At 64.9% G+C, this 14578-nt stretch carries 12 protein-coding genes; 4 read left to right on the forward strand and 8 right to left on the reverse strand.

Annotation, left to right across the window (positions count from 1 at the left end; all coding sequences use genetic code 11):
• The 3 genes from ROZ00_10425 to ROZ00_10435 are packed head-to-tail and all read left to right on the forward strand — an operon-like array spanning position 1 to position 4768.
• Complete coding sequence (locus tag ROZ00_10425) at positions 1-2310, forward strand: caspase family protein (GenBank protein MDT3736632.1); 2310 nt, start codon at positions 1-3, stop codon at positions 2308-2310.
• 48 nt (positions 2311-2358) lie between these two features.
• The gene (locus ROZ00_10430; protein ID MDT3736633.1) at positions 2359-2511 is read left to right on the forward strand and encodes a hypothetical protein; all 153 of its coding nucleotides are present in this window, start codon (positions 2359-2361) and stop codon (positions 2509-2511) included.
• Positions 2512-2536: 25 nt separating this feature from the next.
• On the forward strand, positions 2537-4768 hold the full coding sequence (locus ROZ00_10435) for a caspase family protein (GenBank protein MDT3736634.1): 2232 nt from the start codon (positions 2537-2539) through the stop codon (positions 4766-4768).
• Position 4769: 1 nt separating this feature from the next.
• Here ROZ00_10435 and argJ read toward each other — a convergent pair whose 3' ends face one another.
• The 3 genes from argJ to ROZ00_10450 all read right to left on the reverse strand — a co-directional run bounded on the left by argJ (position 4770) and on the right by ROZ00_10450 (position 9762).
• A complete protein-coding gene (gene argJ / locus ROZ00_10440) occupies positions 4770-5996 on the reverse strand; it encodes a bifunctional glutamate N-acetyltransferase/amino-acid acetyltransferase ArgJ (GenBank protein ID MDT3736635.1) in 1227 nt (408 codons plus the stop codon).
• A 19-nt stretch (positions 5997-6015) separates the two neighbouring features.
• Positions 6016-8727 (reverse strand): preprotein translocase subunit SecA, encoded by a 2712-nt coding sequence (gene secA / locus ROZ00_10445; protein MDT3736636.1) that lies wholly within the window; start codon positions 8725-8727, stop codon positions 6016-6018.
• Between the two features lie 81 nt (positions 8728-8808).
• Positions 8809-9762, reverse strand: coding sequence for a M23 family metallopeptidase (locus ROZ00_10450; GenBank protein MDT3736637.1), 954 nt, complete (start codon positions 9760-9762; stop codon positions 8809-8811).
• A 23-nt stretch (positions 9763-9785) separates the two neighbouring features.
• On the opposite strand from ROZ00_10450, the gene ROZ00_10455 reads away from it, so the two are divergent.
• Positions 9786-10220, forward strand: a complete 435-nt coding sequence (locus ROZ00_10455) for a DUF721 domain-containing protein (protein ID MDT3736638.1) — start codon at positions 9786-9788, stop codon at positions 10218-10220.
• A gap of 7 nt (positions 10221-10227) precedes the next feature.
• On the opposite strand, the gene ROZ00_10460 is transcribed toward ROZ00_10455, so the two are convergent.
• The 5 genes from ROZ00_10460 to ROZ00_10480 all read right to left on the reverse strand — a co-directional run bounded on the left by ROZ00_10460 (position 10228) and on the right by ROZ00_10480 (position 14568).
• Entirely contained in the window at positions 10228-10380 is a 153-nt protein-coding gene (locus tag ROZ00_10460; GenBank protein MDT3736639.1) for a hypothetical protein, read from the reverse strand.
• 36 nt (positions 10381-10416) lie between these two features.
• Positions 10417-11331: a UDP-3-O-acyl-N-acetylglucosamine deacetylase gene (lpxC, locus tag ROZ00_10465; protein MDT3736640.1), complete on the reverse strand. Its 915-nt coding sequence runs from the start codon at positions 11329-11331 to the stop codon at positions 10417-10419.
• Positions 11332-11419: 88 nt separating this feature from the next.
• Positions 11420-12577: a cell division protein FtsZ gene (gene ftsZ, locus ROZ00_10470; GenBank protein ID MDT3736641.1), complete on the reverse strand. Its 1158-nt coding sequence runs from the start codon at positions 12575-12577 to the stop codon at positions 11420-11422.
• 42 nt (positions 12578-12619) lie between these two features.
• Positions 12620-13852 (reverse strand): cell division protein FtsA, encoded by a 1233-nt coding sequence (ftsA, locus tag ROZ00_10475; GenBank protein MDT3736642.1) that lies wholly within the window; start codon positions 13850-13852, stop codon positions 12620-12622.
• Positions 13849-14568, reverse strand: coding sequence for a cell division protein FtsQ/DivIB (locus ROZ00_10480; protein MDT3736643.1), 720 nt, complete (start codon positions 14566-14568; stop codon positions 13849-13851). The genes ftsA and ROZ00_10480 overlap by 4 nt, the downstream gene beginning before the upstream one ends.
• Positions 14569-14578 lie beyond the last annotated feature (10 nt).

Consider the following 14578-nt stretch of genomic DNA (forward strand, 5'->3'; position numbering starts at 1 on the left):
ATGGCATTCCTCCGTTCAGCCTTGCTGGCCTTCTTTTGCATGGCCGCGGCATTGGCCGGCCTGACGCCGGCATTCGCCCAGCGGAACGCCCCCGAAAACCTGAAGCGCGTGGCGCTTGTCATCGGCAATGGCGCCTACCCGGCTACGCCGCTGAAGAACCCGGTGAATGACGCTCGCGCCATTTCCCGGGCGCTCAAGGATCTCGGCTTCGACGTCACTCACCGCGAGAACCTGACGCAGAAGGCCATGGCGGACGTCATCCGCCAATTCGGCGCCCGCCTGACGCCGGGCACGGCTGCCGTCTTCTATTATGCCGGCCATGGCATGCAGGTGCAGGGGCGCAATTTCCTCATCCCGGTGGACGCTGACGTGCAGGCAGAGGATGAAGTGCCCTACTCCACCATCGATGTCGGCCTGTTGCTGGGCAAGATGGAGCAGGCCAGAAGTCCGGCCAACATCGTCATCCTCGACGCCTGCCGCGACAACCCCTTCGCACGCCGCTTCCGTCCCGCCAATACGGGCCTCGCGCAGATGGATGCACCCATCGGCACCCTGCTGGCCTATGCCACCGCACCGGGCTCGGTTGCCCGCGATGGCGGCGGTGAAAACGGCGTCTATACCAAGCACCTGGTCGCCAACCTCAACACCGAAGGCCTCGCGGTGGAGCAGTTGTTCAAGCGCGTGCGCGTCGCTGTCGCCCAGGAAACGCGGGAAACCCAGGTTCCCTGGGAAAGCTCATCCTTGAAAGGGGAGTTCGTCTTCAAGGAAGCGCCTCGAAGCAAAGCCACCGCTTCACAGGACCAGATGATCGAGGAGGCCGTGCGTGCGGCAGCCGAGCGTGCGGCAGCCCTCACCGCCGAACGCATGGCACGCGAGCAGGCAAGCCGCCAGCCGGCACCGCAGCAGGACTCCCAAGTGGCACGCCAGGAAACGGAGCGCCTGGCGGCCGAGCGCGAGGCCTTGCGTCAGGAGCGCAGGAGCTTTGAGGCCGAGCGCGCAGCACAGCGCAGCGAAGCTGCCCGTGCCGATAACGGAAAGAAAGCGCCCCCGCCTGCGAAGGCGGCAGCAATCCGGCCACGGCCGGCGCCACAACCCGCCGCGGCGCCCCTGCGGGCCGGCGGCGCCAACCCCGAAGTGGGCGACAGCTGGACCTACCGCTATACCGACGGCTACACCAAATCCGGCACCTTCACTGTGCGGATCACCGGCATCTCCGGCGAGGAGATCACGGACGAGGCGCGCATGGGCAACAACCGCCATATCGGCATCTTCACCCCCGGCCTGGCACTTTCCGGCCGCAGCTTCGGTGACACCAACGTGCGCGAAATCTCGCCCTACCTGCAAAGCCTCGGGCCCAACGAGCCGACGGCCGAATGGCGCAGCGTGAACATCATCACCGGGGAACAGCCCTTCACGGCCCACCTCGCCGGCACCGAGAGGGTCACGGTACCGGCCGGCACCTTCGAAGCGCGAAAAATCGTCATCGAGGGGACACAAGTATTGCGCGCCGCCTATGGCAACCCCTCGCGCACCTATACCGTCACTGCCTGGTACGCGCCCGCCGCCAAGCGCTTCGTCAAGCTGACCTTCTTTGCACCTTCCGCCGCCTATCCGGCCGAACAGGACACGATCGAACTGGTGGAAACCAACTTTGCCATGAACATGGCCGCCGCACCCCAGCCGGTCCCTGCCGCCAAGCCGGCCGAGCCGCCGCGCACCGCATTCTTCGGCAGACCAGCAGCCGGGGGCAGCGGCGGGTCGCTGGACAAGGCCGGCCTGCCCAAGCCAGGCGACAACTGGACCTACCGCTATTCAGACGGTTACGGGAAAGCCGGCACCTTCACTGTGCGTGTCACCGGTGCCTCGGGCGAGGAAATTTCCGACGAGGCACGCATGGGCAACAACCGCCATGTCGGGAACTTCGCCCCCGGCGTGGCGCTGTCCGGCCGCAGCTTCGGTGGCACCACGGTGCGCGAGATCTCGCCCTACCTGCAGAGCCTCGGACCTAACGAGCCGACGGCCGAATGGCGCAACATCAGCATTCTGACCGGCGAACAGCCCTTCGCGGCCCACCTCGCCGGCAGCGAGACGGTCACGGTGCCGGCCGGTACCTTCGAGACGCGGAAACTCGTCATCCAAGGCACGCAAGTGATGCGCGCCGCCTACGGCAACCCCTCGCGCACCTTTACCGTCACCGTCTGGTACGCACCGGCCGTTAAGCGCTTCGTCAAGCTGACCTTTTATGCCCCCCACGCCGCTTATCCAGCCGAACAGGACACGGTAGAACTGGTGGAATTCAAGGTGGATTGATATCGACTTCGGGAGATCCTATGTCCATTCGCCCTGTACAGGATCTTGTTGCCGGGACTGCTGGCCCTGACGACGATTCAGGTTGCAACATATGGTTCGGAGCACGCGGAAATCGCCGGCAAGGCGAGCCTAAGCAAGTTCATGCACGCTGTCATCTTCTGCCCCTTCGCCGGCCACACCGAGTTGTGGAATATCGTCTGACCTGACCTGCATGCGAGGGGCCGCCATGCCGCCGTTCGTAGCCTTCGCAAACATACTGTGCGCCGCCTTCGCCCTGATGGCGGCGCTGCTGCTTTCGGGGCCGGCCGAGGCGGCAACGTTTTCCGGCAAGCGCATCGCCCTGGTAATCGGCAACGGGAAATATCCCACTGCGCCCCTGAAGAACCCGGTCAACGACGCACGCGCCATGGCGAAGAGCCTCAAGGAACTCGGCTTCGAGGTGACCTTGCGGGAAAATTCGAGCCAGCGCGACCTGGCTGCGGCGGTCCGACAGTTCGGCTCCTCCATCACCCCCGGCTCGACCGCCGTGTTCTACTTCGCCGGCCACGGCATGCAGGTGAAAGGCCGCAACTACCTGGTGCCGACCGACGCCGACATCCAACTCGAGGACGAAGTGCCCTACTCGACCATCGACGTCAGCCTGGTGCTGGACAAGATGGAAGTCGGCAAGAGCGCCGTCAACATCGTGATTCTCGACGCCTGCCGCAACAACCCCTTTGCGCGCCGCTTCCGCTCCTCCGGCACTGGCCTCGCCCAGATGGATGCCCCCATCGGCACTCTGATCGCCTTCGCAACTGCCCCAGGCTCGGTCGCCCAGGACGGCACGGGGGAGAATGGTATCTACACCAAGCATCTCTTGGAGAGCATCGCCATGCCCGGCCTGCCTGTCGAGCAGATGTTCAAGCGCGTGCGCGTCGGCGTGGCGAGGGACACCAACGAGGCGCAGGTCCCCTGGGAAAGTTCTTCCATGAAGGGCGATTTCGTCTTCCGCGAAGCCGCACCCCAGCAAACCGCCTCGCAGGACAAGTTGATCGAGGAGGCAGTGCGTGCAGCCGCCGAGCGCGCTGCCTCGCTCACCGCCGAGCGCATGGCGCGCGAGCAGGCGGAGCGCCAGCCCAGGAACGACCAGGCCAGAGCCGAGCAGGAGGCGCTCTTCGCCGAGCGAGAAAGGCTGCTGCGCGAGCGCGAGCGCCTAGCTGCGGAAAACGAGGCGCTCCGCCGCCAGGCTGCTCAGGCGCCTGCACCGGTTGCGCTCACTGCACCGACACCGGCTGTGCAATGGCCCGCAAACGCTCCGAAAACAGCTCCAGGCAACCGCCCCACCGTGGGCGACCGCTGGACCTACCGCTACTCGGACGGCTACGAAAAGAAGGGCACCTTTACGGTGAGAATAACCACCGCCACCGATTCCTCCATCACCGATGAAGTGGTCATCGGCCGATCAAGACTGAGTGCCAGCTTCGAACCCGGAATGGAATGGGCGTCCCGCAATCTGGACGGCTATTCCCTGCGAGAAATCTCACCCTACCTGCTGAGCCTCGGGCCCGCAGAGCCAACGGAGGCCTGGAGCAACATCTCCTTGGGCGGAAACGCTTTCACAGCCCGGCCGGCTGGAACGGAAAGCATCACGGTGCCCGCCGGCAGCTTCGAGGCACGCAAAATCGTGCTGAAGGGGGAGCAGGTATACCTTGGTTCGAGAACCCGCCCCCTGACAATTACGATCTGGTATTCCCCTTCCGTCAAGCGCTATGTCAAGATGAGCTTTCATTCGGAAGACAAGTGGGGCGGAGGCGGGGATCGCGACGAAATCGTGCTGATTGAAACCGGCTTTCCCGTGAGTGCGGGCATGTCATCCGCCGTGTCCGGGACAGCAGGTAAGTCTGCAACCGCGTTTGCCAGCTTGGCCCCCACAGGCGGGAGCACCGCTGCCGCTGGTTTTCCCAAGGTTGGCGACACATGGACCTACCGCTTCTCGGATATCTACGGCAAGTCGGAAACCTACACGGTGCAGGTCACCGCCGCATCCACCGGCGAGATCACGGATGAAGCACGCTTGGGCAAAGCGCGCCATGCTGCGTCCTTCGAGCCCGGACTGGAACTTGCCGACCGCAAGCTGGGGAATCTTGCTCTTCGCGAAGTCTCGCCCTATTTGCTGAGCCACGGGCCCTTGCGAGACAAGCCGGAATGGAAATCATTGAAGATTTTTGACAGCAGCCCGCCATTCACGGCCAAGCTCGCCGGCAAGGAAACGATCACTGTGCCGGCCGGCAGCTTCGAGGCAGAGAAATTGGTCATCGAGGGCAACCGATACCGATGGGCAAACAACCCGTCAGGCGGCTCCGATTCTTATAGTTTGACAGTCTGGTATGCCCCTATTGCCAAGCGGTACGTCAAGATCAGGATCCATGGTCGGAACGACAATGAAACCATCGAGCTTACGGGCATGAAGCTCGATTAAATCAGCTGCGGTAGTCCGCGTTGATTTTTACGTAGTCGTAGGAAAAATCGCAGGTCCACACCGTCGCCTGCGCGTCGCCGCGGGCGAGGTCGACGCGGACGGCGATTTCGGCCTGTTCCATGACCCGGGCACCATCCTCCTCGCGGTAGCTCGCCGCCCTGCCGCCGTTCTCCGACACCAGCACCTCGTCCAGCCAAAGCCTGACGCGGGTGACGTCAAGGTCACCGATCCCGGCATTGCCGATGGCGGCGAGAATGCGGCCAAGGTTGGGGTCGGAGGCGAAGAAGGCGGTCTTCACCAGCGGCGAGTGAGCGATGGCGTAACCGACCGCCTTGCACTCGGCGGAATCGCGCCCGCCGCGCACCTCGATGGTCATGAACTTGGTGGCGCCCTCGCCGTCGCGCACGATGGCCTGGGCCAGTTCCGCCGCCACGGCGGTGACGGCTTCCTTCAGCGCAGCGTAGTCGGACGAGGCCGCATCGGCGAGCGGCACGTTGCCGGCCTTGCCCGAGGCGATCAGCACGAAGGAATCGTTGGTCGAAGTGTCGCCGTCGACGGTGACGCAATTGAAGGAGGCGTCGGCCGCTTCGCGCACCAGTCGCTGCAGCAAGGCCGGTGCGACCGCCGCATCGGTGGCGACGAAGCCGAGCATGGTGGCCATGTTCGGGCGGATCATGCCGGCGCCCTTGGCGATGCCGGTGACGGTGACCGCCGTGCCGCCGAGACTGACTTTTCTCGACGCCGCCTTGGGCAGGGTGTCGGTGGTCATGATCGCCTCGGCGGCGGCAGCCCAATTGTCCTCGCGGAGATCGGCCGCGCTGGCGGGAAGCCCAGCCTCGATGCGCTCGACCGGCAGCGGCTCCATGATGACGCCGGTGGAAAATGGCAGCACCTGCGCCGGCGTGCAGCCGAGCAGCCGCGCCGCGGCCGCACAGGTGGCGCGCGCCGCCTGCAGGCCGGGCTCGCCAGTGCCGGCGTTGGCGATGCCGGTGTTGACAACGAGGGCGCGGATCATGTCGCCCTGCAGGTGCTCTCGGCAAACGAGCACCGGGGCGGCGCAGAAGCGGTTCTGCGTAAACACGCCAGCCACCGCGGCACCTTCGTCGAGGCGGATCAGCAGCAAGTCGCGGCGATTGGCCTTGCGGATGCCGGCCTGGGCGATGCCCAGCGCTACGCCGGCAATGGGAAGCAGTTCTGCGGAAACGGGCGGATTCAGATTGACGGGCATGGTCTCGTCGCGCCCAACGTCAGCTCAACTTGCCGTGGCAGTGCTTGTACTTCTTGCCCGAACCGCAGGGGCAGGGGTCGTTGCGGCCGACTTTCTGCACCTGCCGCACCGGCTGAGGCGGTTTTTCCGCTTCGGCCGCGGTGCCGAGGGCTTCGTCGTAGTCGGCGTGGTGGTACTGCACGTTCTCCACCGCAGGCTGCGGCTCGCTCTCTTCGATCTGGTCCTGGGAGCGGATCTCGACCGTCATGAGCAGCTTGGTAACTTCGTTGCGGATCGTCTGCAGCAGGCCCTCGAACAGCTCGAAGGCCTCACGCTTGTATTCCTGCTTCGGGTTCTTCTGTGCATAGCCGCGCAGGTGGATGCCCTGGCGCAGATGGTCTAGCGCCGCCAGATGCTCGCGCCAGTGCGTGTCCAGGCTCTGCAGCATCATGTTGCGCTCGAAGTGGTGGAAGGGCTCACCCCCCACCAGTTCAACCTTCTCGGCGTAGCGTCTGTCGGCTTCGTCAAGGATGCGGCGGACGATATCGTCATCCGAAAGATTCGGCTCCGCCTTGAGCCACTCGCCGATCGGCAGCTGCAACTGGTAGTCGGCGGACAGCGCCGCTTCCGCGCCGGCGATGTCCCACTGCTCCTCGACGCTGTCGGCGGGCACGTAGGTGCGGAAGGTGTCGTGCAGCACGCCCTGGCGCATGGCCGTGATGGTCTCGGAGATGTCGTCCGTCTCCAGCAGCTCGTTGCGTTGCTGATAGATCACCTTGCGCTGGTCGTTGGCGACGTCGTCGTACTCCAGGAGCTGCTTGCGGATGTCGAAGTTGCGCTGTTCGACTTTGCGCTGGGCCGATTCGAGCGAGCGCGTTACCAGCGGATGCTCGATGGCCTCGCCCTCCGGCATCTTCAGGCGCACCATGATGGCGTTGAGCCGCTCGCCGGCGAAGATGCGCAGCAGCGGGTCCTCCAGCGACAGGTAGAAGCGGCTGGAGCCGGGGTCGCCTTGGCGGCCGGCACGCCCCCGCAGCTGGTTGTCGATGCGTCGCGACTCATGCCGTTCGGAGCCGATGATGTGCAGGCCGCCGGCCTTCACCACCTGCTCGTGCAGCGCCTGCCATTCGCTTCTCAGCTGGGCACTGCGGGCTTCCCGCTCAGCCTCGGACAACGCCCCCTCGGCGAGAAGGGCGTCGACCTGCTTCTCGACGTTGCCGCCGAGCACGATGTCGGTGCCTCGGCCGGCCATGTTGGTGGCGATGGTGATCATGCCGGGCCGGCCGGCCTGGGCGACGATCAACGCCTCACGGGCGTGCTGCTTGGCGTTGAGCACCTGGTGCGGGAGCCCCTCCTTGGCCAGCATGCCGGCGAGCAGCTCGGAGTTCTCGATCGAAGTGGTGCCGACCAGCACCGGCTGGCCGCGCTGGTGGCAGTCGCGGATGTCGGCGATGATGGCGCGGTGTTTCTCCGGCGCGGTGCGATAGACCTGGTCCATTCGGTCGTCGCGGACCATCGGCTGGTTGGTCGGGATGACCACCGTCTCCAGATTGTAGATCTGATGGAATTCGTAGGCTTCCGTGTCGGCCGTGCCGGTCATGCCGGCGAGCTTGCCGTACATGCGGAAATAGTTCTGGAAGGTGATCGAGGCGAGCGTCTGGTTCTCGTTCTGGATCGCCACGCCCTCCTTTGCCTCGACGGCCTGGTGCAGACCGTCGGACCAGCGCCGGCCCGGCATCAGACGACCGGTAAACTCGTCGACGATGACGATTTCGCCGTTCTGGGATACGTAATGCTGGTCGCGGTGGAACAGGCTGTGGGCGCGCAATGCGGCATAAAGGTGGTGCATGAGCAGGATGTTGCCCGGCTCGTAAAGGCTGCTGCCCGCCGGCAGCATGCCCATGCGGGCGAGGATTTCCTCGGCATGCTCGTGGCCGGCTTCCGACAGCAGCACCGAGTGGGCCTTTTCGTCCACCCAGTAGTCCCCTTCGCCCTTTTCCTCCTTCTGCCGGGTGAGCAGCGGCGCCACCTGGTTCATGCGCACGTAGAGGTCGGTGTGATCCTCGGCCTGGCCGGAGATGATCAGCGGCGTGCGCGCCTCGTCGATGAGGATGGAGTCGACTTCGTCGACGATGGCGTAGTTGAGCTTTTTCTGCACCCGGTCCTTGACCGAGTAGACCATGTTGTCGCGAAGGTAGTCGAAGCCGAATTCGTTGTTGGTGCCGTAGGTGATGTCGGCGGCGTAGGCGGTCTGCTTCTCCTCGTGCGGCATCTGCGAGAGGTTGACGCCGACGCTCATGCCGAGGAAGCGGTAGAGCTTGCCCATCCATTCGGCGTCGCGCGAAGCCAGATAATCGTTCACCGTGACGACGTGCACCCCGGTGCCGGGCAGCGCATTCAGGTAGGCCGGCAGCGTGGCTACCAGTGTCTTGCCCTCGCCGGTGCGCATCTCGGCGATCTTGCCGTCGTGCAGCACCATGCCGCCGATCATCTGGACGTCGAAGTGACGCATGCCGAGGACGCGTTTGCCCGCTTCCCGGACCACGGCAAAGGCCTCCGGCAGCAGGTCGTCGAGTTTCGTGCCGGCAGCCAGCTTCTGGCGGAACTCGTCGGTCTTGCCGCGCAGCTGATCGTCGGAGAGCGCGCTGATGGCCGGTTCGAGTGCGTTGATGGCGCGCACGGCGTGCCCATACTGGCGGATCAGCCGGTCGTTGCGGCTGCCGAATATCTTCTTGAGGAGGCCGGGAATCATGCGGGAACGCGGGGGGCGTCTGGAAAAAAGACAAATTTTACCATGCCGCCTCCGGCCGGGCGGCTGGCCAGGACGGCACCACTACTTGCGACGAGCTGAGGCCAGCTTCTGCTGCTTCTGCTGTTGGGCGTTCTGCAGGAAGCGGTTGGGATTCTGCGCGGCGCCTTTGAAACGGACCTCGAAATGCAGGTGCGGGCCGGTGGAACGTCCGGTCGAACCCACTTCGGCAACCTTCTGGCCTCGCTTGACCAGGGCACCCTGCTTCACGAGCAGCCTGGAGGCATGGGCATAGCGGGTGATCAGGTCGTTGCCGTGGTCGATCTCGATCAGGTTGCCGTACTGGGGATGGCGCTCGGACGTCACTACGATGCCGGCGGCGGCGGCGACAATCGGCGTGCCCGTCTCGGCAATGAAGTCGATGCCTTCGTGCATGGCCTGTTCGCCGGTGAAGGGGTCGATGCGCCAGCCGAAGCCCGAAGCGTTCCATTGCGCTTCGACCGGCAAGGCCGTCGGCAACTGGTTTCTTTTCACCCGTTCGTCCATCAGTTCGGACTCGATCAGGCCGAGATAATCGGTCTTCGACTCCAGCTGCCTGGAGAGCTGGTCAAGCTGGCGCTGCAGGTCTTCCGCCGTCAGCGGCTTGGTCGGCGCGATCAAGGGGCCGCCTTGCCCGGACTTGTCGACCGGCTTGGAATCAAGCATTTTGATGCCGGAAAGCTGGCCCAGCCGCTCGCCGAGAGTATCCAGGCGCATCAGTTGGGCCTGCATCTGGCCGAGACGGACGGCCATCGCGTTCAGGTTTTCCCGCATGAAGTCCTGTGTCTTCTGGGTTTCCTGCTCGCGCACGCTCATCAACAGGCTCTGCAGGAAGGGCAAGCGCACCTCCGCCGCATGGCGCACGGTGACGTAGGAAAACAGCGAAGACACGGCCAGCACCGTCAGCACGAAGCCAACGACGGCCAGCACAAGGTGCTTGGCGGTAATCGTGATGGTTCTGGCAGTTGCCAGTCGGTCGGAGACGAGAATAATATGCACGCCGTCCCTCCAAAAAATCTCAAATGGCAGCGCGTTCTCTAGACGCTTACCTGAATTCCGCCGACGGTCTGGCGCGTCTGTCGGCGCACGCCGGGCGGCTGGTCAAACTGCAGCGCGTTTTCGAGGAAATCGCGCCTCCCTATCTGGCTACGTCATGCCGCGTAGCCAACTACAAACTGGGGAAGGTTGTTATCCACGCCGATTCCGGCGCAGTCGCCGCCAAGCTGAGGCAGATGATCCCGAGCCTTGTCGGCGAATTTTCTTTAGAGGGCTCAGAGGTTACCGAAATACAGGTCAAAGTGCAACCAAGCCATGCTGCACCGCAACATAACAAGCCCGTTCTGCCCAGTGTCGTCGGGGCATCGGCAAAATCGGATTTGCACCGTCTGGCTGAGCAGCTGCCGGAGGATTCGCCACTGAAAGCGGCACTGGAACGGCTGGTCAAACGCAGCCGCTGACGACTGGCTACAGAACAATCACCCGTTCGAGGAACATCAGCGCCAGAACGACCAGGGCAAAAAGCGCGGAATACTTCGCCACCTGCCAGGAAAGGCGCAGGTAGCGTCGGTCACGGGTAAACAGAAAGGCGACGATGCCGGCGCCGACGGTGATCGCCACCAGGACACCAACGATCCTCAGCAACAGCATAGGGGCTTAAGCGGGCTGCGTGAATAGCCGGGCAACCGACGCCGGGGCTTCCTCGATTCGCTCGAAGCTCACCATCTCCCAGGCCGCCTCGTCTGCCAACAGCGCGCGCAGCAGCTTGTTGTTGAGGGCGTGACCGGACTTATGCGCGGAGAAGGCGCCGAGCAGCGGGTGTCCGAGCAGGTAAAGGTCGCCCACCGCGTCCAAAACCTTGTGCTTGACGAACTCGTCGCCGTAACGCAGTCCGTCGGAGTTGAGCACGCGATACTCGTCCATCACGATGGCATTTTCCATGCTGCCGCCGAGCGCAAGGCCCTGCGCGCGCATGTGCTCGACATCCTGCATGAAGCCGAAGGTGCGGGCACGTGCCACTTCCCGCACGTAGGAATGCTCGGCGAAATCCACGGTCACGCTCGGCTTCGATTTGTCGAAGACCGGATGGCTGAAGACGATGGAAAAGGTCAGTCGGAAGCCGTCGTAGGGGGCAAGCTCGGCCCATTTGTCGCCGTCCTCGACACGAACTGACTTCTTCACCCGGATGAACTTCTTGGCGGCCTTCTGCTCCTCGATGCCGGCCGACTGGATGAGGAAGACGAAGGGCGCCGCGCTGCCGTCCATGATGGGGATCTCGGCGGCATCCACGTCCACCCAGGCGTTGTCGATGCCGAGGCCGGAGAGGGCCGACATGAGGTGCTCCACCGTGGCGACCTTGACGCCGTCACGCTCCAGGCAGGAGGCCAGGCGGGTGTCGCCGACGGCGAAGGGGTCGGCGCGCAACTCCACCGGCGGGTCGAGGTCGACGCGGCGGAAGACGATGCCGGTGTCGGGCGCCGCCGGACGCAGGGTCATGGTGACCTTGACCCCGGAATGGAGCCCGACGCCGGTGGCGCGGATCAGCGATTTCAGCGTGCGCTGCTGCAGCATGACGGTAACGCTATGACAAAGAGGCGAATTTTACCATAGCAGGGAGCGCCTGCCGCCACATTGCACACGCTCGCGCCGATCCAACGCATCAGTCCGCCTGCTTCCGGAGGAAAGCGGGAATGTCGAGTTTGTCCACCCCGCTGGCGGCCATCGCCTCGACGGTGGCGTGGCGGCGACCGCTGCGGATCACCGCCGGCACCTCCAGCTCGCCGTAGTTGATGGTCTCGATGATCGCCGCATTGTCGGTGCCGGTCTTCTGCGCCACCACCTCGATGCGCGGCCTGAACTGCTGGGCGGCAGCAGCCGCACCCAGGCCGGTCGCCACCACGGTGACGCGCAGGTTGTCCTCCATGGCATCGTCAAAGACGGTGCCGAAGATGATGTGGGCATCTTCTGCGGCATAGGCGCGGATGGTGTTCATCACCTCGCGCACTTCCTTCATGCCGAGGTTGCTGTTGGCGGAGATGTTCACCAGCACGCCGCGCGCACCGGACAGCTCGATGCCCTCGAGCAGCGGGCTGGCCACGGCCTGCTCGGCGGCAAGCCGGGCGCGGTCCATGCCGGAGGCCACCGCCGATCCCATCATGGCCTTGCCCATCTCGCCCATCACCGTGCGCACGTCCTCGAAATCGACGTTCACCAGGCCCGGCACGTTGATGATCTCGGCGATGCCGCCGACGGCGTTGCGCAGCACGTTGTCCGCCGTCTTGAAGGCGGCAATCATGCTGATGTCCTCGCCCAGCACCTCGGTCAGACGCTCGTTGAGGATGACGATGAGGGAATCCACATGGCGCGACAGTTCGGCCAGCCCCTCCTCGGCTACCTTCATGCGCTTGGCGTTCTCGAACTCGAAGGGCTTGGTCACCACCGCAACGGTGAGGATGCCCAGCTCGCGCGCCACCTCGGCGACGATCGGTGCCGCGCCGGTGCCGGTGCCGCCGCCCATGCCGGCCGTGATGAAGGCCATGTGGGCGCCGCGCAGGGCGTCGGCGATGCGCTCGCGCTCAACGTCGGCCAGGGCGCGGGCCTTCTCCGGCTTGCCGCCGGCGCCCAGGCCCGGGCCGAACTGCAGCTTCTGATGCGCATCGCTGCGGTTGAGCGCCTGGGCGTCGGTGTTGGCGCAGATGAACTCCACGCCCTGCACGCCTTCCCGGATCATGTGGTCGACGGCATTGCCGCCGGCGCCGCCGACGCCGACCACCTTGATGACCGTGCCGTTCGGTTCCTTGTCGATGATTTCAAACATGCTCGCCTCCTTGTAGTAACGACTGCAAAACGAAAAACAACCTCAAAAATTCTTCTCGAACCACGACTTCATGTTGCCCAGCACCTGCTTGAAGGTGCGCGTCTGGTGCGCCTGGATGCCGCGCTTCTTCTGCGCCATGCCCTCCAGCAGCAGGCCCATGGCGGTGGCGTAGCGCGGATGCTGCACCACCTCGGCCAGGCTGCCCGAATACTTCGGGATGCCCAGCCGCACCGGCATGTGGAAAATCTCCTCGCCCAGTTCGACCATGCCGAGCATCACCGAGCTGCCGCCGGTGAGGACGATGCCCGAGGAGAGCAGTTCCTGGTAGCCGCTGCGCCGCAGCTCGGACTGGATCAGTTCGTAGAGTTCGGTGACGCGCGGCTCGATGACGTCGGCCAGCGCCTGCCTTGAGAGGCGGCGCGGCCCGCGCTCGCCGATGCCGGGCACCTCGAACATTTCTTCCGGGTCGGCCAGCTGCTGCAGGGCGACGCCGTAATGGACCTTGATCTCCTCCGCTTCGGTCGTCGGTGTGCGCAGGGCGTGGGCGATGTCGTTGGTGATCTGGTCGCCGGCGACCGGGATCACCGCCGTGTGGCGGATGGCCCCCTGGGTAAACACGGCGATGTCGGTGGTGCCGCCGCCGATGTCGACCAGGCAGACGCCCAGTTCCTTCTCGTCCTCGGTCAGCACGGCATAGCTGGAGGCGAGCGGCTGCAGCACCAGGTCGATCACTTCGAGGCCGCAGCGGCGCACGCACTTGACGATGTTCTGCGCCGCCGACACGGCGCCGGTGACGATGTGCGTCTTCACCTCGAGTCGCACGCCGCTCATGCCGATCGGCTCGCGCACGCCGTCCTGGCCGTCGACGATGAACTCCTGTGTCAGGATGTGCAGGATCTGCTGGTCGGAGGGGATCGGCATGGCACGGGCCGTCTCGATGACGCGGTCGACGTCCATCGGCGAGACTTCCTTGTCCTTGATCGCCACCATGCCGTTCGAGTTGAAGCTCTTGATGTGGCTGCCGGCAATGCCGGTATAGACCTCCTTCACCTTGCAGTCGGCCATCAGTTCGACTTCCTGCACCACGCGCGAGATGGCATTCACCGTCGCCTCGATGTTGACCACCACGCCCTTCTTCAGGCCGCGCGATTCCTGGTGGCTGCCCAGGCCGAGAATTTCCAGTCGTCCCTCCGGCGTCAGCTCGGCCACGATGGCGACGATCTTCGAGGTGCCGATGTCGAGTCCGACGATCAGGTTCTTCACTTCCTTGCTCATCTCTTCCCTTCCCCTGCCCTCGCCACCCGCATCGCGAAGCCGTTCGGATAGCGCAAATCGATGACGTCGGCGCGCGCCTTGAGTCGCTCCGTCGCCTGGTGGTAAACCGCGGTGAAGCGCTGCACCCGCTCATTGACACGCGATTTCGCCTGGTCGCGCCCGAGATCCAGCAGCACGCCGTCGTCGAGCCGCAGCTGCCAGGCCTGGCGCGGGCTGAGGGCGAGGCTGTGCGGACGTCGTCCGATCGGCTCGAGCAGCGGGATCAGCTCCTGGTAGCGGTCGAGGATTTGCGGTGCCGTCCCCTCCGGGCCGACGAACAGCGGCAGCCTGGCGTTGCTGGCGGCGGCAAAGACTTCGCCCTCGCGATTGACCAGGCGGGCCTCGGCGCCGTCGGCCTGCTTCCAGCGCGCCACGGCGACATGTTCCTCGATGACCAGCTCGAGGTCGTCCGGCCAGCGCCGCCGCACCTCGGCCTTGCGCACCCAGGGCAGCTTCTCGAGGGCGGCGCGCACCGCATCGAGGTTCACGGTAAAGAAATTGCCGGCCACCGCATTGCGCGCGGCGTATTCCACCTGTGTCGGCGTCACTTCCTGCAGCGGTCCGGCAACGGTCACCGCACGCAGCGGGAAGAACGGCAGGCGCGCCACCGCCAGCGTGGCGGCATAGCCCAGCGCCAGCGCAGCGGCGAAGAACAGCAGGTCGGCGATCAGGTTCATCAGCTGCGGC

Origin of the sequence: Denitratisoma sp., from assembly GCA_032027165.1 — a bacterium.
Classification (GTDB): domain Bacteria; phylum Pseudomonadota; class Gammaproteobacteria; order Burkholderiales; family Rhodocyclaceae; genus Desulfobacillus.